14 protein-coding genes and 1 pseudogene are annotated in these 21,393 nt (G+C 57.9%); 4 read left to right on the forward strand and 11 right to left on the reverse strand.

What is annotated here, in order from left to right; translation table 11 throughout:
- Positions 1–247: 247 nt before the first annotated feature.
- Both SOP85_RS16310 and SOP85_RS16315 read left to right on the forward strand, forming a co-directional pair.
- Complete coding sequence (locus SOP85_RS16310; RefSeq protein ID WP_323627497.1) at positions 248–3,370, forward strand: transglycosylase domain-containing protein; 3,123 nt, start codon at positions 248–250, stop codon at positions 3,368–3,370.
- Between the two features lie 103 nt (positions 3,371–3,473).
- Complete coding sequence (locus tag SOP85_RS16315; RefSeq protein ID WP_442967909.1) at positions 3,474–8,564, forward strand: NEL-type E3 ubiquitin ligase domain-containing protein; 5,091 nt, start codon at positions 3,474–3,476, stop codon at positions 8,562–8,564.
- Positions 8,565–8,615: 51 nt separating this feature from the next.
- On the opposite strand, the gene SOP85_RS16320 is transcribed toward SOP85_RS16315, so the two are convergent.
- From SOP85_RS16320 to SOP85_RS16345, 6 genes are all read right to left on the reverse strand, one after another.
- A complete protein-coding gene (locus tag SOP85_RS16320; protein WP_442967910.1) occupies positions 8,616–9,872 on the reverse strand; it encodes a hypothetical protein in 1,257 nt (418 codons plus the stop codon).
- A gap of 10 nt (positions 9,873–9,882) precedes the next feature.
- Positions 9,883–10,383: a CS1 type fimbrial major subunit gene (locus tag SOP85_RS16325; RefSeq protein ID WP_323627499.1), complete on the reverse strand. Its 501-nt coding sequence runs from the start codon at positions 10,381–10,383 to the stop codon at positions 9,883–9,885.
- Positions 10,384–10,387: 4 nt separating this feature from the next.
- Entirely contained in the window at positions 10,388–11,128 is a 741-nt protein-coding gene (locus SOP85_RS16330; RefSeq protein ID WP_323606921.1) for a molecular chaperone, read from the reverse strand.
- A gap of 42 nt (positions 11,129–11,170) precedes the next feature.
- Entirely contained in the window at positions 11,171–12,427 is a 1,257-nt protein-coding gene (locus tag SOP85_RS16335; RefSeq protein ID WP_323627500.1) for a hypothetical protein, read from the reverse strand.
- Between the two features lie 33 nt (positions 12,428–12,460).
- On the reverse strand, positions 12,461–14,983 hold the full coding sequence (locus SOP85_RS16340; protein WP_323627502.1) for a TcfC E-set like domain-containing protein: 2,523 nt from the start codon (positions 14,981–14,983) through the stop codon (positions 12,461–12,463).
- 110 nt (positions 14,984–15,093) lie between these two features.
- The gene (locus SOP85_RS16345; protein ID WP_274074257.1) at positions 15,094–15,591 is read right to left on the reverse strand and encodes a CS1 type fimbrial major subunit; all 498 of its coding nucleotides are present in this window, start codon (positions 15,589–15,591) and stop codon (positions 15,094–15,096) included.
- 490 nt (positions 15,592–16,081) lie between these two features.
- On the opposite strand from SOP85_RS16345, the gene SOP85_RS16350 reads away from it, so the two are divergent.
- Entirely contained in the window at positions 16,082–16,657 is a 576-nt protein-coding gene (locus SOP85_RS16350; protein WP_274074256.1) for a PadR family transcriptional regulator, read from the forward strand.
- Positions 16,654–17,439 (forward strand): siderophore-interacting protein, encoded by a 786-nt coding sequence (locus SOP85_RS16355; RefSeq protein WP_323627503.1) that lies wholly within the window; start codon positions 16,654–16,656, stop codon positions 17,437–17,439. The genes SOP85_RS16350 and SOP85_RS16355 overlap by 4 nt, the downstream gene beginning before the upstream one ends.
- A gap of 92 nt (positions 17,440–17,531) precedes the next feature.
- On the opposite strand, the gene SOP85_RS16360 is transcribed toward SOP85_RS16355, so the two are convergent.
- The 5 genes and pseudogenes from SOP85_RS16360 to SOP85_RS16380 all read right to left on the reverse strand — a co-directional run bounded on the left by SOP85_RS16360 (position 17,532) and on the right by SOP85_RS16380 (position 21,286).
- The gene (locus SOP85_RS16360) at positions 17,532–17,921 is read right to left on the reverse strand and encodes a hypothetical protein (RefSeq protein WP_323627504.1); all 390 of its coding nucleotides are present in this window, start codon (positions 17,919–17,921) and stop codon (positions 17,532–17,534) included.
- Positions 17,922–18,074: 153 nt separating this feature from the next.
- Positions 18,075–18,245 carry a hypothetical protein gene (locus SOP85_RS16365; RefSeq protein ID WP_323627505.1) on the reverse strand — a complete coding sequence of 57 codons (171 nt, stop codon included), beginning with the start codon at positions 18,243–18,245 and terminating at the stop codon, positions 18,075–18,077.
- Positions 18,246–19,766: 1,521 nt separating this feature from the next.
- A pseudogene (locus SOP85_RS16370) lies at positions 19,767–20,000 on the reverse strand (RHS repeat-associated core domain-containing protein); the annotation flags it as partial.
- Between the two features lie 394 nt (positions 20,001–20,394).
- Positions 20,395–21,036 (reverse strand): Pr6Pr family membrane protein, encoded by a 642-nt coding sequence (locus tag SOP85_RS16375; protein ID WP_442967911.1) that lies wholly within the window; start codon positions 21,034–21,036, stop codon positions 20,395–20,397.
- A gap of 19 nt (positions 21,037–21,055) precedes the next feature.
- A complete protein-coding gene (locus SOP85_RS16380) occupies positions 21,056–21,286 on the reverse strand; it encodes a VF530 family protein (protein WP_274074250.1) in 231 nt (76 codons plus the stop codon).
- Positions 21,287–21,393 lie beyond the last annotated feature (107 nt).

The following is a 21,393-nucleotide window of genomic DNA, read 5'->3' on the forward strand; positions in this document are numbered from 1 at the left end:
CCTAGGCTTTGTAGGATTTTTCGCTTTTGAAACGGCGGCGAGTATTGCACGGTATTGGTGCGTCGTCATGTTTCGGTAATGCTCTGGACGCCTCTGGATCGGCCCTGTAGGAGCTGCCGAGTGCAACGAGGCTGCGATCCTTTGACTTTGTTGTGTGAAAGCAGGATCAAAAGATCGCAGCCTGCGGCAGCTCCTACTAAGCTTCAGACAAGTCCGATCAATCTGCGCGTGAATGGATCAATCGACTATGGGCGCTTTAGAACAAACCGATTCGAGTAAAAACGTGGTCCAGACTGAACCTGTGGATGAAGCGCCAATACCTGAAAAACCTCCTCGCAGTCGCGTCAAGCACGGCTGGAAAGCGTTTTGGCTGTTAGTGGTGATCATTGCAATTGTCCTGGGCCTCGCGGCGTCCAAGGAGATGCGCACGTCACGGTTTCAAGCTCGGGAAGCCAGCAAGTTCGCCAAGACCCTGAGCTATGAACTCAAACCCGGTCCCACCGACTCGATCCGCTACCCTGGCGCTGGCCCCTTCGATTTGCGCCTGGGTTACAGCTCGCTGGGCGAGTTCCTGCCGCGCCTGCTCAAGCGTGATTACGTGATTTCCGCCCAGACCCGGTTTTCTCCTGCCCTGATGGACTACACGGGCAAGGGCCTGTTCGTGCCTTATGCGGAGAAAATCCAGGCGGGATTGTCGATCACCGATTGCCGCGCCAATCCCCTGTACCAGTACAAGTATCCGCAACAGCTCTATTCCAGCTTCGAGGCGATCCCGCCGGTGGTGGTCAACAGCCTGCTGTTCATCGAAAACCGCTTTCTGCTCGACCCACGCCAGCCCCTGGCCAACCCGGCTGTGGACTGGCCGCGATTCGGCATGGCGGCCTATACCCAGGTCGCCAAGATGCTGCACCTGCCCGGTCAATCGGCAGGCGGCAGTACCCTGGCCACGCAACTGGAGAAGTATCGGCACTCACCCGACGGATTGACCGTGTCGGGCGGGGAAAAGATTCGCCAGATGATTTCCGCCACCGTGCGCGCCTATCAGGATGGGCCGCAAACGCTCATCGCCCGGCAGAACGTGGTGCGCGACTACCTCAATAGCGTGCCGCTGTCGGCGGTGCCGGGCCACGGTGAGGTCCATGGCATGGCTGAGGGCTTGCGCGTGTGGTACGGCGCCGACTTCAACACGGCCAACAAAACCCTGGCGAGCGATGCCACGGATGCAAAGAGCCTGGCGGACAAAGGCCTGGCCCTGCGCGAAATGCTGTCCTTGATGATTGCCCAACGCCGTCCTTCCCATTACCTGACCAAGGGTCGCGATGAACTGGCCGACCTCACCGACAGCCACATTCGCCTGCTTGCACAGAACGGCGTGATCGATGCGCCCTTTGCCGCCGCGGCATTGGCGAGCAAAGTGACCTATCGCGACTGGGCCACCCAACCGACCATTCAACCGATCGAAACCAACAAGGGCATCAGCGTGGCACGCAGCCGCCTGGCCGGGCTGCTCAATCGTCCGCTGTACGATCTCGACCGGCTCGACCTCTCGGCCACCAGCACCCTGCAAGGCGACCTGCAAACCCAGGCCACCGCCTACCTCAAGCGCCTGGCCGACCCTGCCTATGCCGCTGAAATCGGCCTGATGGGCGAACGCTTGCTGACCCCCACCAGCACCACCCAGGTGCGCTACAGCTTCACCCTGTTCGAACTGACCCCGGATGGCTCGCGGGTGCGGGTGCAGACCGACAGCACCGACCAGCCGTTCGACATCAATGAAGGCAGCAAACTGGAACTGGGCTCCACGGCAAAAATGCGCGTGCTGACCACTTACCTGCAGATCATTGCCGAGTTGCACGACAAATATGCCGAGATGAGTGTCCCGGACCTGAAGAAAGTCGAGGTGCCGGAGCAGGATCGCCTGAGCCGCTGGGTGGTCGACTACCTGATCCAGAACAAGGACCACAGCCTGCAACCCATGCTCGGCGCCGCGCTGGATCGCAAGTACTCCGCCAGCCCCGGCGAAGCGTTTTTCACCGGTGGCGGCTTGCATGTGTTTCATAACTTCCGCAAGGAAGACAACGGGCGCAACCCGACCTTGCGCGATTCCCTGCGTGAGTCGATCAACCTGCCGTTCATTCGCCTGATGCGCGACCTGGTGCGCTACACCACCTATTCGGGCCCCAACAACCGGGCCGAACTGCTCAAGGATGATCGCGACCCTCGGCGCCAGGAATACCTGGCCTCGTTCGCCGACCGCGAAGGCACGTCGTTCCTGCTCAAGTTCTGGAAGAAATACAAGAACAAGGACACCCAGGCGCGGCTCGAGACCTTCCTCGACAGCATGCGCCCGACGCCCATCCGCCTGGCCGCCGTACACCGTTACCTGTTACCCCACGCCAGCCAGCAAAGTTTCAACACCTTTGTGCGTTCGCACCTCACAGGCGAAAAGTCCACCGACAAGGAGAAACTCACCGACGAGCGCCTCGAACGCCTGTACCTCGCCTATGGTCCCGGCACCTACGACTTGCCCGACCAGGGCTTCATCGCCAAGGTCCACCCGTTGGACCTGTGGATGATGGGCTACCTGCTGACCCACCCGGACGCCACGTTCAAGGACATCGTCAAGGCCAGCCAGTTCGAGCGCCAGGAAGTCTACAGCTGGTTGTTCAAGAGCCGTCACAAGGGCGCACGTGACAACCGTATCCGCACCATCCTGGAAATCGAAGCGTTCCTCGACATCCACCAGCGCTGGCAGAAAGTTGGCTATCCGTTCGATCACCTGGTGCCCTCGCTGGCCACTGCCATCGGCAGCTCCGGTGACCGGCCGGCGGCGCTGGCCGAGCTGATCGGCACCATCCTCAACGACGGTGTGCGCATGCCGACCCTGCGCATCGACAGCCTGCACTTCGCGGCGAACACACCCTACGAAACCAAGCTGATCAACGACCCGGACGTCGGCAAACGGGTGATGCCATCCGAAGTCGCCACGGCCATGCGCGAAGCCTTGTCGCAGGTGGTGGACGCCGGTACGGCCAGACGTGTATCCGGCAGTTTCATCACCCCGGATGGCAAGGCGTTGGCCATGGGCGGCAAGACCGGCACCGGCGACAACCGTATCGAAGCCATTGGCTCCGGTGGGCGAATTCTCAGCTCCAAGTCACTCAACCGCACGGCCACGTTCGTGTTCTACATCGGCGACCATCATTTCGGCACCCTGACGGCATTCGTGCCGGGGCGCTCGGCCGAGGCGTTCACGTTCACTTCGGCGTTGCCAACCCAAGTGCTCAAAGGCATGGCGCCGATCCTCACCCCTTATTTGCAACCAGGGAGTAATACACAGTGCCTGCCCGTAGAGGTGGCACGGCGTTGAGGAACCCGGGTAGTAATTAATTATTTTCGGCATGGAAAATCCCGCTGTTTCGTACGGACGAACAGCGGTTTAACAGCAAGAATTCAGACTTTTACTTTGGGCGATGGAAGATAGGCTGGTGACTTCCATTGGTACTCAAGGTTTATTAAAAGTGAATGAACTACAAGGACGTACAACCGATAATAATGGCCGCCACTACGACTTCATTAAAAATCGAATTCCTTCTGTCATCCAGGCGGCTTCCCTGCAGCGGATACAGGCACTGGACGCCGCTAAAAAGGGGCCCTCGCGCTGGGTCACGACAGCCTCGAACTACAATCACAACCGGCTGAAAAATGCCAACCTGGAACTCTGGGCAACACACAACGAGGTCGATAAGGCCCTGGACAAGCTACAAAATATTTACGAATTCGCCGAACCGCTATTAAGTGCTGCACTGAAAAAACAATACGGCGTCGATGACGACGTTCGAACAACTTACTTACATCTTTACTTGCCTAAAGAACGACCCTGGTATGCCCTCAATATCTCAAGTGGCGTCACCACTCGTACTGTTTCCCTGCTGGACGCCGCATTGCATAACTTCGCTCTCTCCGAAACCTGCGAAGCGGATTCCGATTTCATCAGTCAGCCCGATGAACGCGGACTGTTCGACATCAAACCGATCAAACGCAAAATGTCGATTGCCCAGTTCCAGACCCTGTGTCGCGAACTGGACATCGGCGCGCAATACACCGAACACCTTGAAAGCTTTTTGCTACCCGGCGATCCGGTCGCAGAGACTTACCTGAAACGCAGCGTGGTCAAAAGCCAAAAAGCCGCGTTCACGGCGGCTGCACAACTGGCCGTGATGACTGGCGACATTCAGCGCGACACCCTTCAGCTCGTACTGGCCATGCTCGATGGCCAGCGCAACCTCACCTTCAAGGGCAAAATAGTACAGTTCGGCGAATTGTCGATCATGGGTACGGCGCTGACCGGCATCGTGGTGATTTCGCCAGACCTTGAGCGAACCCGCGAGGTCGCGCCGATCATCGCTTACCTCCCTCATGATCCGGAACATCCCCTGAAGGAGTACCCGTCGGTCACCGACTTCCTGAACGAACTGACCCGCCAGTTGCGCGATAACAACTTCATCCCTTCCAGCGGCATGACCTATCGTCAATACTTCAGCCAGTTCGTCGATCAGCCCGAGCGCGGGGCGTTTTTTGCCGGGCTGCAGCAACGTCTGTTCACAATTGAATGGCATCAGAAGGAGCCCCTGGATCAACGTCCGACATGGCGCGAGGAGCCCGTGCCTACCCCGCACCTGCAGTTTGCGGTGACACCGGTCAGCGGTGACCTCTGGGAACATCTCTTTCAGAAAAAACTGAACAAGATCCTTAACGACGCCAAGCACATTGCCGTGTCCACCGCCGACACCGACAGCAATGCCCGCTGGGCCTGGTGGGACAATTTCAAAAAAATAGTTTCCGACATCTTCAATGTCGCGCTGATGGTCCTCACCCCGTTCGTACCCGGCCTGGGCGAATTGATGATGGCCTATACCGCCTACCAGATCACCAGTGACGTTATCGAGTCGTTGGTAGACCTGGCCGAAGGCTTGTGGATCGAAGCCGCCGAACATATCGTGTCCGTGGTGACCAATGTCGTGGAGTTGGCGATTTTCGCGGCGGGGGCCGAGCTTGGGAAAATCCCCCGGCTGAGGCTCTCGGCATTCATCGAAAGCCTGAAGCCTGTCGTACTCCCCGAGGGTCAGACCCGCCTGTGGAACCCCGATCTCACCCCCTACGCATTACCAGATTTCAAGTTGCCGGCCGACAGCCAACCCAATGCATTGGGACTGCACACCCACGAAGGCAAGCACATCCTGGCGCTGGATAACCAGCATTACGAAGTCCAGCGGCAAGACCCGATAACACAGCGCTATCGTATCAAGCACCCACAGCGCCCGAACGCCTATTCACCTGAGCTTGAGCACAATGGCCTGGGCGCCTGGACCCATGAAGCTGAAAACCCGCGAACCTGGGACAGCCCGACGCTGATGCGTCGACTCGGCCATGGCGTGGACGGATTCAGTGATACCGAGCTTGAGCAAACCCGCATAATCAGTGGTACCGAGGACGGCGAGCTGCGCCGGATGTACGTCGACAACACCCCGCCACCACCGCTCCTGGCGGACAGCCTCAAGCGCTTGCAACTGCAGAAGCAGACCCGCCAAGCCATCGAAAACATCCGCACCGGCGACGCGCTAGAACCGACCGCTTACTGGTTCGAACCGCTGGCGACTTATCTGGAAGGCTGGCCCACGGAAAAAGCCCTGAAGGTCTACGAAAACGCCGATCTCACAGGACACTCTCGTCACTATGGCAATGCCGAGGCTACGCCGGCGCAAACCCTGTCCGTCAGCCTCTCTCACATCACCAGCGGTGAACTGCCACAAAGCCTTGTCGATTTTCTGAGTAACGAAGAACTGCGCGACTTGATCGGCAGTCACCCCGCCAAGCAGGAGCAGCTTCAGGCCTTGCGCAATCGCCTGGCTGATCTGGCCAACAGCCTCGAACCGGATATTTTCAATCAGCTCTACCGGGCTGCGCAAAGCTCCGACACCCCCTCCGTTCAACTGCTTTGCACCACGTTCCCGGACTTGCCGGCCAATGTGGCGCAGACGCTGCTGACCCGTGCCAGCGCCACCGAGTTTGAACGCATGACGGACCATCAACAGATACCGTTGCGCCTGAAATCCCTGGCCCGTGAAGCAGCCTTCGAAGCACAAACCAATCATGCCTACGAAGGGTTCCAGGATGATGTGCAGATGGTGGCGGACACGGAACGTTTGGTGCTGAACACCCTGAGGGTTTTCACCGATTCGTTCGGTGATTTGCGTATCGAAGTCCATGACGGCACCTACGACGGTGACTTGCGTTGCAGTGTTGGCCCTGAGGACGCTTCGACCCTGCGCAAACTGATCAGGGAGCAGCCGGGAAAATATGCCGTTTATGACGCCTCAAACACCCCACTGCATGCAGCCGATGATTTTTACCAGGCAGTCCTCAACGCGCTACCCGCCGACCAACGTGCTCGCCTGGGCTATCGACCCGGCCAGGGCGCCCAATTCAAGCAGTGGGTGATGGTGAAAACCGAGGCACCGGCTGAACGTCGGACCGTGCTGGCCGAGCCACCGATTCGCGCGACCCAGGATTTGCAGACCGAACGGTTACTGCGTGGCCCGAGCCTTTCTACCGTTGCAGATACGCCGGAAGAACGGGTGCGAGAGATCTATCCGCATTTCAATGAACGGGAGGTCGCGGTATTTGTAGATTCGCTGGGCGAGCCAGACGAAGCGCTCGAGACGCTCAAACGCCTGGAACGCGAACAGTACGAGCTGGGTGAAATTCTCGACAAATGGCGCGACCAGCAACCGGAGCACTGGGGCCCTGACAGGAACGGGTTTTTAAACGGTGGTGGGCAGCATATTGCCGACCGGCTCATGCAATGTTTCGAAAGGAAGTCGACCGTGTTCGGCGAGCGCAGCACGCGCCTTGAAGACGGCTACGTATTGGACCTCTCAGCCGAATTAAGCCGCTACGATCTCGAGTTGTGGTGGAAAAAGCTGCCGGATATCCAGCGCTTCCTCGATCAGATAGAAACCCTGAACCTGGATCGCACGACGTTTTCCGCCAACGCCGGCGGCCTGCTGAAAAACTTTTCGAAACTGCGACAACTGAGTGCCAGGGGCTGCCAACTGACGCAACTGCCGGAAGGTATCGGCGCCATGCACTATCTGCGAACCCTGCGCCTGATGAGCAACCGGATCAGGTTGACGCCGCGCGCTGTCGAGCACCTCAAGCACCTGACGCGCATGGAAACCATCAGGCTGGACGACAACCCGCAGCTGGGATTGATGCCAAACGTGGAGCGCATGCCAAAACTGAAGATCCTGAGCTTGAGCAACACCGGCGCGACCACCTGGCCTGAGGGCCTGCTCAACAAGCGCCGGCCGCGGGGTTTTCTACTGGACCTGATGCAAAACCCGCTCACCGAGATTCCAAGCGTGGTACCGGGTTCCGATGACGCGCGCCTCGTGGCGCGGGCACGGCTCTATGTGAAAGACCTCTCGGACGCCAATCGTATCGCCTACCAGGACTACAGACGCTCGGTAGGCCTGAATGCCGAGCAGGTCTATTCGGCCATGGCCGATCGAGCGATCGATCAATGGCCCATGTCGGACGACTCCCAGTGGTGGAGCGACCAGGCGACCGGATTGGGGACTTTCAGAGTGGAAGCCTGGCACGACTTGATGAACGAGCCGGGCGCCGAAGATTTTTTCGCCTTGATCCAGAAGCAGACGCGGTCTGCCGATTATCTTGCGGGAGGTGACCTGCGCCAACAACTCAGTGATAGGGTGTGGCGGATGATCGAAGCCATGGACCTGGACAGTGACCTGCGCACAGAGCTGTTCGAGATGGCAACATCGCCTACCACCTGCGCCGATGCCGGGGCCCAGGTGTTCAACCACATGGGCATCAAGGTGCTCGCAGCCGAAGCCTATGCCTTGTCGACGTCGGCCACCGTCCTGGAAAGCCAACTGGTCACGCTGGCAAAAGGTGCCGCGCGCCTGATGCGGGTCGATGACATCGCCCGAGCGGATTTCGGCAGTCGTACCGGTACGCCCGATGAAGTCGAAGTGTACCTGGCCTATGAAACCGGACTGGCTGAGCGCCTGGGTCTGCCGTGGCAATCGCAGGCAATGCTTTATCGAGAAGTTGCCGGTGTCAGTGCCGAGACCCTCGACACCGCTTTTGATACGGTGATTTCGATGGGAGAAGGCGATGGCTTGATCAACGACATGCTCACCCAGACATTCTGGGAAACCTACCTGCGCAACACTTACCCGCGTGAGTTCCAGCGTAATGCCCGAAATTTCGAGCTCAAAAACGATCTACTCGAAGAACTGCGGGACGCACAACGCGCCTGGTCTGAATCGCCAGGATCGTCGATTGAGCAACGACAAATGAGCAAGCAAAGGTTGCTGGACCTCGCCACGCAACTCAATGTTGCGCCAACCACCGTGCTCACCGCAGAGCGAATGAGCGACGCGGTGTACGAAGGGTTACAAAACGACATCGGTTACGAGGAACAACAACTGAGCAGGCGGTTGACCCGTGAGGCCCTGCAACGCGCCGGGCAGTAGTCGATCCCTGGCCAGGATACGCCCCTGAAGGTCACCTTCAGGGGCGTGCATTCATACCTCCGAATCCCAGATGACATTGACCCAACCCGAATACTGTCGTGACTGTCGCGGCTTGATCATCTCCCCGACTTCGTCCGGGGCAATCTCGAAATGCAGCGTTCCCACTTTGCGGTCCACATAGATGCCTGGCTGAAACAGTTCGGTACCGCTGCCATCCATCAACAACCGGCGGCGATTGACGGCTAACCCATCAGCGTCGGTCAACCCATGGGGCAGGCTCACGCTGATCAACAGCGGGACGGCGTGACCGGACAGGGGTTCATACAACGAGCAGGTCTTGCTGTCTTGTGAGTGCTGGCATTCCAGGCTCATCTTGAACCGTGAGCTGGCGGAGATGTTGAACGTCTGGTCGCGCAACAGGCGCGTCGGCTTGCGCCCCTGGGTGAGCCAGGATTGCCAGCCACCCTGGGGGACCAGCTCCACGCGATTGCCGCCCGGTGGCACTTCGACTTTCAACGTGTGCTGAACCTCCAGCTCAAAGTTCAAGAGCATCTCGGTATCGTTGGGAACCATGACATCGCCCATATCGAAGTCGCCCCCGGGGCCGACGCGATAACTCAAGGCACCCGTATAAGAACCTGATGACATGCCCAGCGGATTCGGCGTTCGAAGTTCGTAGGCGAAATCCAGATAGTTGTAAGCCATTGCCGGAATGGGAAACAGGGTCGACTTGAGACAGGTACCCGCGACAGGCGTCCTCCAGAAAAAAGAGTAGGAGTAAGGGGAGTAGAATCCAACGCCACTGTACACGCAGGGCGGGGGGGCATAGACCCAGCTCGATTGGGTCCACAATCTCTGGTGCGCTTCACCTTCCGGGGCCCCTGTCAGATTGGCGGCCGTATCGCTTAGACTGTACTGTGAGCCGAACCCTGCAATGCGTACTTCCACTTGCTCCGACTCTCCTGTACTGATGTTCCTCACCGTCAGGGAGCGCCACTGTGCCGGCACGCTAAAGATGGCATTACTGCGTGGATCAGTGTCAGGCAGAAGCGGCCTGGTTGACTCGAACCTCAGGGGTAGCCGAATGCTGAACATGTTCAGCCGATTACACTCGACGGGGTTGGACACGCAATACCCACTGTTCGGTGTTTGATTGATAAACTTGTTGTCCATGGGCTTCGATGAATCCGGCCGAAACAGCGCCTTGATGTCCGTGGAAGCACCCATCGCTGGTTCAATGCTCCCTGCAAGCAACACCATGACCCAGGCTAAACGGCTGGTTTTTCCTGATATTTTTTTGAAGTTCATCGCCTTTCACTCAAGCCTCCGGCAATACTGCATTGAAGATCAAATTGACGCTGCCAAAATAGCTGCCGGGTTTGTAGACTCCATCGGCAGGTGGCATGGGCAGGATTTCCAGCAACACCCGTTTACCCGGCGCCGCATCGCTCAGGGAAACCACTTCGCTGCTTTGCAGTTCGCTCAAAGCCGTGCCGTTGAACAGCACCTGCAAGCCGATGTCTTGGGCCGCGAATCCGTTGGACAAATAGGGCCGACCTTCAAGCCTGGCCTCTATGGCGCCCGCTTCGTTCTTGACGTCGAAATACTTGCGCAAGCCGCCCAGCGTCGAGGCGCTCAGGTTCCAGGGCAGTTGTTGTTCGCGGTGGATCCAGCCGGGGTCAGCGGGAATGACGTAAAACCCCAGGGTCGGAATGGTGACGAACACGTCGAACGTTTGCACTTCCCGGGCCGCAAATGCCGACAAGCTGGCCCACGCAAAGGTCGTAGCAACAAGCACCCGTGAAAGCTTCTTGAACATGGCGTTATCCCTTCACATCAAGTTTTTTGCTGCTCTGGCCTTCCACCAGCGTGAAGTGGTACTGACGACCCGCCTGTTTTTCGAAGGTGAACGTGCGGCCCGCGAGAATGTGGTGTTTGGTGGTGGGTTGGCAGTCTTGTTCGTTCTTGATCGAGCAGTCGCGAAACTCATCGACCACCACGACGGAATTGCCGTTGTTGCGGATTCGATAGTTGCCCGGGTCATTCTCGATGGCACTGTTGAAAACCGTGTCCTTGGGCCGGACAAAAAACACCGCGCCATAACCGGCCAACACGGTGACCCCGGCGGACAATTCCTTTTTATAGTCATCGCGCTCTTCACTGGAGACCGCGAACTCATCCTCTTTCTCGGGTACCACCGGCACGAAACGCACGCGGAAATAGCGCTCTTTGTCACGCTCGCCCATGAACAACAGGCGGGTGCCCTGCATGCCGTTGGCCGGCACGATCAGCCGCGCCGGGCTGGCCATCAGGCCATCGCGGGAATTGCCGTCGGCATGGGTCTTGAGCGGCACTTCCTGGGATGTGCCATCGGCGCTGTAGAGAATCTCGAGGATGTTGACCTTGACGAACGCCGTACTGTCGCCGCCATTGAAAACGCGTTTCAAGAAGGTACTTTTGTCCCCGTCCAGATAGTCATACACGGTGCCGATATTGATGTTCGGGGCGGCCTGGGCCACCTGGGTGAGCAGACAAAAACCAACAGTTGCCAACAGACGTTTCATCGTCCTGTACCTCGTCGAATGGATGTGCAATAACGCAAAGACCTAGACTTCGGAGTCCCAGATAATCGTGACCTGGCCCGAGTAATGCCGCAGTTGTCGCGGCTTGATCATTTCCGCAACTTCGTTCTGGGCAATCTCGAAATGCAGCGTTCCCGGTTTACGGTCCACATAGATGCCTGGTTGGAATAGTTCGGTACCGCTGCCATCCAGCAATAACCTGCGGCGGTTGATGGTTTGCCCGTCAGCGTCGGTCAACCCATGGGGCAGGCTCACGCTGACCAATAGCGGTACCCCATGTCCGGACCGGGGCTCATACAAAGAGCAGGTCTTGCTGTCTTGTGAGTACTGGCATTCCAGGTTCATTTTGAAACGCGAACTGGTGGAAATACTGAATGTCTGGTCGCGGAACAGACGCGTCGGTTTCAGGCCTTGTTGCAACCAGCTCTGCCAGCCATTCTGGGGTTCCAATTCAACGCGGTTACCACCAGGAGGAATCTCAACTTTCAATATGTGTTCAACATCCAGCACAAAGTCGAGCACGATCACGTTGTCTTCGGGCTGCATGATGTCGCCGAGATCAAAATCCTTATGGGGACCTACTTGAAACACGTGCTGGCCGGTGTACTGACCCGCGACCATTTGCAGCGGGTTGGGGGTCGTCAGCTCATAGGTGATGTCGAATGTCAGATAACGAAAGGGCTGTGGGATATTGACAAGCGCACGCTTGGCACACACCCCGGCACCCACCGGGTGTCTCCAGAAGCTGTTGAAACCAATGTCATCGCCCGCCCCGTCAAGACCTGTGCAAGGTGGCCCCGCGTGCATCCAGATTCCGTGTTCCCACACAAAATTGTGCCCGGCCCCATTCGTCAATTCTGGTGCGGGAAGTGGCAGCATGTAGGCGACGCCCATACCTGCAACCCGGAATTTGACAACTTGCGGCGGCGCGGTGGGATGCGTCACAACAATGTCCTGCCAGTCCGAGGGTATATTGAACATGGCTCCCTGGCGTGGATCCGAATGCAGTCCCTGGATCGTGCCAATCGAATGGGAAGGAATCGGTAGTCGGAGGCTGAATAAATTGGCTTCGCGGCATTGCGATGGGTTATCCAGGCAAAATCCGCTGTTCGGCGTTTTGTTGATGAATTCGTTGTACTGCGGGTTTGTCGGATCCGGCCGGAAGGTGGCGCTGATTTGCTGAGTTACCGCCTCCACGGAAGCCGGCAGCAGCATCGCCAAGCTGAAAAAACACGCGGCGCTGCCACGCAACCGCTTCGGTAATACGAAAAAAAACGTCACTGTCCTGCCCCCTTGAAATACGTCCGAGACGGTTTAACCCGCCTCCCCTTCCGCCTGCCCGATACCCGCCAACGTATCCGGCGTGCAGCGCAGATCGCCGATCATCAACACGTTGTTTTCAGTGCGCCCAAGGCTCGGGTCCAGGCGGAACTGGCAGAGCAACTGGTTGCCGTGGCGCACCTCCAGCGTCGGTGAGCCTGCGTTCATTTCCATGGAGAAAAACCCGTCCACTTCACTCACGCCGCGGCTGGCGTGGTTGATGATGTGGTGGCCCTTGAGCGGATTGCCCTGGGGGTCGATCAAGCGGCCGAGCACGGTGAGGGTTTTCATCACGCGGACCTGGCGATATTCCACGCCACCCTTGTTCAGGTGATAGCTCGAACGGGCGGGCTGGATGGTCGCGGCAGGCACATGATTGCCCTCGAAATCGAAGCTCACCGAGCTGCTTCTGTAGGCGGTGATCGGCACGAAATTTCGCCCCGGGCGCAGCACCGCGCTGCCGCCACTGAGGTCGTCGGCACGCAGGGCAATGCCCTCGATATCGGACTCCACGTCGATGATCATGCCGGCGCCGTTACGGTGGTACTGGCTGGTCATGACCATTTTCTGTCCGCCAACGGCCACGGTGCTGTCCAGGTTCAGGCCACCGGTGAGGTCGTTGTTGTAGGACGAGCGCTGAATGAAACCGTCGCCGTTGATCAGGTCCGAGGTCATGGTCGCCATGGCGTTCAGACCGATGCCGTAAGTGTCGGTGATGGCTGTCGCCGAAACGCTTTGCAGCAGGTGATCCTGCAAGTCCTTGCGGTAGGTGACCGAGGCATTGTTGTCCCGACCGCCATCGCGGTCGGTGCGCGAGCCGATGCTGCCGGAGATCTGCTCACCCGGCCCGCCCAAGGCCAGGGTCAGGCTCAAGTCGACGCCACGATTTCTATCGTCACCGGAGCTGTAACTGCCAGGCCGATCGAACAGCGACAGCCGCCAGTTGGCATCGCTGCCGAACAGGCGCGTGCGCTGGGTCCAGCCGAGATCGACGCCGGTGCCTTCGGTGTTGCCTTCACTGTGGGAGACCCGGGCGTTGAGGGAATTTTTACTGTCGAGCCGATGATTCACCGACAACGAAGAGTTGCTGGTCTGGCCGACAAACACGTTGCGCTGCCGCACCCGCGTACCATCGGGCAAGGTGTCGTAGAGTCGGGTCGTGTCGAGCCAGCTGCGGGTGTGGCTGGCGACGAGGCTGCCGCTGCCATAGGACCAGAGCCCCTGCACATCGAGGCCGGTGCCGTAGTCTTCGGTCTGGTAGACGTTGGCAAAGAGATTGGCATTGTTGACGATCGCCCAATCGACCGACGTGCCGTATTGCAACGTGTCGCGCACCTGCCGCCCGCTTAAGCCCAGGATGACCCGCGGGTGCAGCAGAAAGTTGAAGGCCGCGCCCGCGGTCATGTCGCCGTCGTCCTGCTCGTCCCAGTTACTGAGCACCTTGGATTCACGGCCGGCAAACAGGTTGTAGCGCCAGCGCTCGTCGTGATTGCGCCAATTGTTGGGTTTGTAGATCAGCTCCTGTGTGCTGGAGGTGATCTGGCCGTCCTCGATCAGGCGCACTTCCACTTCATAAATGCCGCCGGGTAGCGGCCGGGTATCGAGGGTCTGCAATCCGGCCGGTACGGCCTGGGTATTGATCAACAGACCGTCGCGGTAGATTTCCACCGACCCCTGGCGATTGGCGGTGACGTAGACCGGATAGACCGCCGGTTTCGGGTTGTTGATGGCCAGGCTGTCGGAGCTGCCATACATGACGCCTACCGCGGTGTCGGGGCTGGTGCCGAACGTACGCGGTTGTCGGGTCAGGCCTTCGGACGAGGGCGTGAACAACCCCAGGCGCAGGAAGTTGCCCTCCAGTTCGCGTTGGGTGTACAGCTCGTTGACCGAGTGATAGAGCTGGTTATCCAGGCCACCCAATCGAGACAATTGAATGTTGGCCGCTTGCGTCCAGTTGCCCAGGCTGCTGCTGGCCTCCAGGCCATAACGCCCACCCAGGTCCTGATTCTGGCCACCGTTGAGGTTCAACTGGTTGCGCACGATCAAGCCGGTACTGCCGCCTTCGGGCAGGCTGTAGTAACGCTGCACCTGGTCGTCGCGCTCGGCGTTTTCGGTCAGGATCGAAACCAGGGAATTTTCCAGGCTGTAGTGCACGGCCAGCAGCTGTTCCGGGCACTTGGCCTGACACCCGCCCAACGCTATGCCTTGCTTGAGATAGCTCGACCAGGTATCGCGTTCACTGGCCTTGATGGAGCTGTCGCTGACATCAGTGAAGTCAACGAGGGTGATGCGATCGTCGCGCGATAACACGACCATCGCCTCACCGAGAAATTGTTGATCAAGTTCCACGCGCACCGCCAGCGGCACATCAAAGAAGTGCTCTTCAAACTCACTCGGTAAACCTTTGGCTTGCGCCAGCAAACTTCGAGGCGTCTGGCTGTTATCCATGGGCGCAGCCAGGGCGCTTGCACAAAAACACAGGGCAAGCGCCGTCGCGATGGGCGTCATCGGGAACATGAACGGAATTCTCTGAAGATAAATGCATTGAAACCCGATCGACGGACAGAAGTTACCCGTCGACCGGTATTTGTCATCAAACAGGGACAGTGCCCTGGTGAATAACCGTATTACTGGGTGATGCGAGGAATGGCGTCGAAGACCACCACTGGATTGGCGGTGTACAGGCCGGTCTGACCATCGCCCGGTTTGGCCGCCGTAATACGCATCTCGGCACGCATCCCGCCATTGGACTCGGTGTCACCCACCACTTCCTGAGAAGTGCCGGTCAGTGTTACGCCGTTGAAGGTGTAGGTCAGTGGAATGTTTTGCGCTGGATTGCCATTGAACAATGGCTGCGGGCCGCCTTCGACGTAAGCATTCACCGAGCCGTTGGTGTGCTGGATGTCGAACATGCCGGCTACATCGGTCAAGGTACCGGTGCCCAACTGGTACCGCATATTTTCGTCTTTGCCGAAATCCGGGTTCACAGGCTGGGCATGAAACACCTTGCTCGGAATATCAGCGGTGATGTTGATGGAGGTGCGCGCTTCTTCCGCAGCGAACGCCATCGAAGTGCTGAGGGCCAGGAGGGTCATCGGGACGGCGATTGCAAACTTCTTGAACATTGTCGAGTACCTGTGTTTTCAAAGGATTGGTCTGTAGAAAGTTTTGATGATCCGTGCCAACAACCAGAATGATGGCGTTTCGGTTCAACTTTCGACACGGAGAATGATTGACCAATTTCCTAAGAAAGTAAGTACGAAAACTCTGCGCAACATGTAGTAAAAGTGACTCACGCATCGACAGAAAAAGCATTCAAATCAGACAGCTACGACATTTACCCATCAGCCATATCCTACACACAGTTTTATCTGAAAAAGCATACAGACAAAAACTAAAACAACTTCTGTAAGAACCATACTACTTAGCCAGTAACTAACTACTGACAATAGTTGGAAGCCTGATAATTAGTTTAATTACTCTAAAATAGCCAGCACTCCTTTCTCCCGCCGGACCGACGGGCGCGGCGCACGTACCGACCGCTGGTCAAAAAAGCTTGCACGGGTCATAAGATATATCTTACGTTGTATCTAGACACGACAGGAGAAGGAAAAAATGAGAGACCATCATTCCCCCCACCGCGAACACGGCGACGGTCGCGACGGCTTCGAAAAACGCCCCGGCCGCGAACGCGGCGGTCGCGGACCCCGGGTATTCGCCCCCGGCGACCTGAAACTGCTGTTGCTGGCCCTGATCGCCGAACAGCCCTGCCACGGCTACGACCTGATCCGCCAGATCGAAGGCATGTTCGACGGCGCCTACAGCCCCAGCCCCGGTGTGATCTACCCCACCCTGACCTTTCTGGAAGAAAGCGAAATGATCCAGGGCGATGCCGAAGGCGGGAAGAAACGCTACAGCGTGACCGACGCCGGCCGCCTGTCCCTGAGCGATCAGGCCATCGCCCTCGAAGGCGTGCGGGTGCGCATCGATGTCAGCAAGCGCTCGTTGCGCGGCCACGATCGTCCGCCGGAAATCCACGAGGCTGTGCATAACCTGCGCCATGCCCTGCAACTGCACCACGGCCGCTGGAGTGCGCAAGAGATCCAGCGCGTCGCCACCCTGCTCAACAACACCGCCAAAGCCATTGTCGACGGCCCAGCCGTTCAGGCTGGCCAGGAGATCGCCGAATGACCGCAGTCGATACCTCAACCATTCACCGTGTGATGCACGAAATCAAACGTCGCAAACTTGAAGTCCTGCGCGTCGTCGACCTGACCCCGCGCATGCGCCGCATTACCTTGGGCGGCCCTGAGCTGGCCGGTTTCATCAGTCTCGGCACCGATGACCACGTCAAACTGCTGTTCCCGCAGGACGCGGCGCAACACGCGGCACTGGACACCCTGGTACTCGGCGCCGGCAAGGACGACGGCCCAAAACCGGCCATGCGCGACTACACCCCGCGCCGCTACGACCTGGATGCCCTGGAGCTGGATATCGATTTCGTCCTGCACGGCGACGGCCCTGCCTCGACCTGGGCCGAACAAGCCCAACCCGGGCAGTTCCTGCACATCGGCGGGCCACGGGGTTCGATGATCGTGCCGGACATCTTCGACAGCTACCTGCTGATCGGCGACGAGACCGCCCTGCCCGCCATCGCCCGACGCCTTGAAGGCCTGGCGGCCAATCGCAAGGCGCTGGTGATTGTCGAAGTGGAAAACGGCAAGGAACAGCAGGTGTTGGAGAGTGCTGCCGAGGTCAATGTAATCTGGGTGCTGCGCGAAGGGGGCAAGGATCATCTGCTGAGCACCGTGCGCCAGATCCAGGTGCCCGCCGGCAGCCTGTACGCGTGGGTGGCAACCGAGAGCAAAGTGTCGCGGCAGATTCGTCGGGTGTTGCTCGATGAGCATGGGCTGGATGAGCAGTTCGTCAAGGCGGTGGGTTACTGGCGGCTGGATGACAGCGACGAGGAGTGACCGGCTTCAGGGCCCCATCGCCAGCAGGCTGGCTCCCACATGGGATCTGTGTACACCACACCCTAGTGGGAGCCTTGTGGTGCCATGCTGGTTCAAATGATGGTGAGTAAAATCGGGTCTGAGTCTGTAGTCAGACTCGATTCTCCTGTTCCCTGATAACGCAATTCCACTATTCGACCCTTGAACCTTTGCAACTGCGCCAGGGACAGCTTGACCTCCAGGTCTTGGCTCTGTTGATACTCACCGTCTTCCGGTTCTGCATCTGGCGATGAGAGTACCCACTCGCCTGCGGCGATGTCGGCACCTTTCAATTCGGGGTCTTCAGGATCGCCGATAATGGCATAGACAATGCCTTCCAGATAAAGCTGTGCGGTATTGGAGATGCCGAGGCGCAGAGGTCCCTTGAACGTGGCGAGTGTAATCGTTGCTTGGGGGGGAGAGCCGGTGACGTCGATATTCAGCGTTGGCGCAGGATTGGCCATGATGAAAGCTCCTTGTAGTTTAGCCATCAGGTGCACGGCAGAAGCCGGCACTTGGCTTCTGGGGAGACTTATCCGCTGCGATTTTGTTGGGTGGAACTGTTAGAAATAACAGTTCCGACCAGTGGAGCAATGCAGAGCTCAGGCGCTGCGGGTTCAGGGCAATTCAGGATCTTCTACCCGTTCCGTCAGATAATCGACGCGTTCGACGCTGCCATCACCCAATACGTAGAATTTTTTTCGTAGGATTTTCCAGGTGGTTCCCGGCATCCAGTCGAATTCGACATAGTCTTCATTGTTGACATGGAGGTCGAACACTTGGGACATCTCGTAAGCCATCTGTAGTGTTTCGGTTGGAAATACAAATTGATGTCTTATTGGCATGGCTGAATACCCCAGCAGTGATTGAACTGCGATTTAGCCTGCCTCGTTGACCGCGCATAACTGTTAGAAGTACCAGTTACGATGACCGGTCATGGTAGATCTTGTTTTTGCGGTGGTCGACGTATGCCACCAATGCCCCCTGTAGGAGCGAGCCTGCTCGCGATAGCGCCAGCCCAGCCAACATAAATGCTGAATGAGCTACCACCATCGCAAGCCCCCCACAGGCCTCAAACACTAAGCTTCAGCCTTTGCCGCCCGCGTAGCTGACAACCCAACCTCCCGCTCCCGAGCCAGCACCTTCACCGCATCATCCACCAACGGGAGAGCGCGTTACGTGATTGGGAACTGCGTAGAGGGGAAAGCCAAATCTCAAACGGATTGATACTGCGCATTATCCAACTCCTTGATATGAGGAGCTGCCACGTTCGTTTCCACACGAATGGGTGACAGCTGTGCGCAGGGTGGAAAACCGGGAATCAAGGAAACCGGCACGTCCGAAGACGTCCCACGCACAGCCGCCATAACTCACGCCGCAGACACAAAAAAAGCGCCGGCAGACGTGATGGGGGCGCTGTTGCGCCTTGAATTACACGGGTTTCCACACCCGGTCGCTGAATTGGCAGCGACGGTGGGAGGGTTTCGTGTGGTCCCTTTTCCCGCAACCTTCGAGAGCGCTGAACAATGATTTGGTCAGTCACCGCCGGAAAAGCGGGACGTAAAAGCGGACAGGCTTATTTCCCAGCTAAGAGCAATAAATCGTCCCCTTTGTTCGTTTTTCACGACTAGACATTCGCACTATTAACGGCGGATAGGGGGGAACCTGGCGTTAAATTCTAAACCTGCTTCTAAACCAGCCCTGGCTATATCCGCCTGCATTCTTCGAGGATCTTGTCCAGCTTCTCGAATTTGTCGAGCCCGCATTTGCATCATGTCATTTACTGCTCGTTCTCGCGCTAGGGCCCGATGTAGCCGCAGTTCTCGCGATTCTTGGGGTGGTAGTGGGCGGTTGCCACGTAAATCACTTGGATGACCTCCAGCCGCGTCGCCTTGAAGTTGATTGTGTTCAAGGCTCGGCTCTTTTACTTTACCGTCCCATACAACACGTCTGTCGGGGTCAATTTTACCGGCTAGCAGATTCGGGTTTTGATTAGGCCTACTCGTAGACGGAAAATAGCTGGGCCTCTCATGCGGTGGTGGTCCGTCGTATCCGTGGTATAGGCCCGTGGTTGGTTGAATGTCGCTGATAGCTGGACTGTTATTTCCTCTTGGACCCGGTGTTGAAGCGGTAACGGTACTTATTCTGCCTAACGCCTTCAGTTCCCCTGTTTTTTCAGGACGCATTGGGCCGAGAGGAGCTGAAGCCATTAGGCTTTTGGAACGGCTTGGCCCCGTAATATCGGCGCCACCAAATAGAAAGTTAAAAAAATTGGCTCCCATCTTACCCCATCGAACATGCCCCGTCGGATCCGAAAAATTCACCGGATCCCCCACGCAATACATATACGTATTCAACCCGCCATTTCCAAACGGACTCCATCTATCTGGGCTATGGAAGCGCATGAATATCGGGTTGTAAGCGCGGTAGCCGTTGCCCAGTAAATACCAGCCGATGCGCGCCTCACGCAATTCACCGTTGAAACCTAATCGCGTCGCAACTTCCTGCTGCCCGGATTGTTGACCGTAGGCAGAATAGGCGATGGAGTTGGGCTTGCCCCTGCGATTTCGGCGAACACCGAGTTCTTATTGTCGGTTGCCAGCAGGACAGTGCGTTGCCCAAGCGAGTTGCGATGGTTATCAGCCATAGGGTCAGTCATGAAAAGGTCTACCTTGTTGAACTTTCCGACTTTATTCAAGGCCTCCAGTTTGATTCATTCTGCATAGCGTTGGGTACTAGCAGAACTGCTAGTACCCATGGGCGGACTTGCTCCGGGCGGCGTTCCGACGTAAGCGGTGGTCAGCTGACATCTCTATCGACTGGTCGGCAGTCTTCGCGAGCAAGCCCGCTCCCACATTGGATGATTGCCATGTACAGGATCTGCGTTCGCAGGCGATCCACTGTGGAAGCCTGCTCGCGATGGCGATATTACCTACACTACAAATCCAGGCCTATATTGCGACGCCCCAGCCACCGATCCCAGCCGATCACCATTAACGCAATCAAGACAAACCCCACCAGCAATCCCCCGGCATTGATAAACACCTGTGGATAACCCAGTTTCTCGACATCGATGAATGGGTAGGGATAAACCGCCAGCACATGCCCACGCAGCAGCGAATAGGCGAAGTAGACCAGCGGATAGATCACCCACAACCCGATGTGTCCCATCCGCAGCCTGCCCTTGGGCACGCAACGCCACCAATACACCAGGAACAGCAGCGGCATCACGTCATGCAGCAGCTCATCGGCCAGCCATTGCCAGCCTTCTGGATGCCACAAATGACGCAGCAACAGGTTGTAGGCCAGGCTGACCACAACGATGCTCACGGCAATGCCACAGCTGACCCACGGCTGCAGGAACCAGCGACGCGCCGCCGATTCGCGGGACGTCGCTGCACAGGTCAGCACGGTCGCCACCAGGGTGTTGCTCAGCACGGTGAAGTAGCTGAAGAAACTCACCAGGCCGCCGAGCAGACTGGCGCCGAAATTCCAGCGCGCAAAAAAAATCAGGTACAGCTGGATACTCAGGCCGGCCCAGCCCAGCACGGCCGCCAGTGTAATCAAGCGTCGCTGCATACCCTGCGCGGGCGGCATGTCAAACCGGACGCTTGGTGCGCATCAGTTTCACGTATAGACGTTCGACTTTCTCCCGCGCCCACGGGGTCTTGCGCAGGAACGTCAGGCTCGACTTGATGCTCGGATCGCTCTTGAAGCAACGGATATCGATGCGCTCGGCCAGCCCCGACCACTCGTAGTGTTCAACCAGCGCGTTGAGGATCTGTTCCAGTGTCACGCCGTGCAGCGGATCGGGGTTGTGTTCGTTCATGCCAGGCCTTCGAGCAGAGTGGGAATTGGAAGCCGCGCACCTTACGTTAAATGTAGGTGAAACGGAAAAGATCGCAGCCTGCGGCAGCTCCTACCGGACTGTTACCA

Origin of the sequence: Pseudomonas sp. YuFO20, from assembly GCF_035064975.1 — a bacterium.
GTDB lineage: Bacteria > Pseudomonadota > Gammaproteobacteria > Pseudomonadales > Pseudomonadaceae > Aquipseudomonas > Aquipseudomonas putida_AE.

What these genes read in the sequence shown, in the direction of transcription:
- SOP85_RS16310 (WP_323627497.1), top strand. Translation starts at nt 248, where the DNA reads ATGGGCGCTTTAGAACAAACCGATTCGAGTAAAAACGTGGTCCAGACT.
- SOP85_RS16365 (WP_323627505.1), bottom strand. Translation starts at nt 18,245, where the DNA reads ATGTCCCAAGTGTTCGACCTCCATGTCAACAATGAAGACTATGTCGAA.
- SOP85_RS16320 (WP_442967910.1), bottom strand. Translation starts at nt 9,872, where the DNA reads ATGAACTTCAAAAAAATATCAGGAAAAACCAGCCGTTTAGCCTGGGTC.
- SOP85_RS16340 (WP_323627502.1), bottom strand. Translation starts at nt 14,983, where the DNA reads ATGTTCCCGATGACGCCCATCGCGACGGCGCTTGCCCTGTGTTTTTGT.
- SOP85_RS16350 (WP_274074256.1), top strand. Translation starts at nt 16,082, where the DNA reads ATGAGAGACCATCATTCCCCCCACCGCGAACACGGCGACGGTCGCGAC.
- SOP85_RS16325 (WP_323627499.1), bottom strand. Translation starts at nt 10,383, where the DNA reads ATGTTCAAGAAGCTTTCACGGGTGCTTGTTGCTACGACCTTTGCGTGG.
- SOP85_RS16375 (WP_442967911.1), bottom strand. Translation starts at nt 21,036, where the DNA reads ATGCAGCGACGCTTGATTACACTGGCGGCCGTGCTGGGCTGGGCCGGC.
- SOP85_RS16330 (WP_323606921.1), bottom strand. Translation starts at nt 11,128, where the DNA reads ATGAAACGTCTGTTGGCAACTGTTGGTTTTTGTCTGCTCACCCAGGTG.
- SOP85_RS16345 (WP_274074257.1), bottom strand. Translation starts at nt 15,591, where the DNA reads ATGTTCAAGAAGTTTGCAATCGCCGTCCCGATGACCCTCCTGGCCCTC.
- SOP85_RS16355 (WP_323627503.1), top strand. Translation starts at nt 16,654, where the DNA reads ATGACCGCAGTCGATACCTCAACCATTCACCGTGTGATGCACGAAATC.
- SOP85_RS16315 (WP_442967909.1), top strand. Translation starts at nt 3,474, where the DNA reads ATGGAAGATAGGCTGGTGACTTCCATTGGTACTCAAGGTTTATTAAAA.
- SOP85_RS16360 (WP_323627504.1), bottom strand. Translation starts at nt 17,921, where the DNA reads ATGGCCAATCCTGCGCCAACGCTGAATATCGACGTCACCGGCTCTCCC.
- SOP85_RS16380 (WP_274074250.1), bottom strand. Translation starts at nt 21,286, where the DNA reads ATGAACGAACACAACCCCGATCCGCTGCACGGCGTGACACTGGAACAG.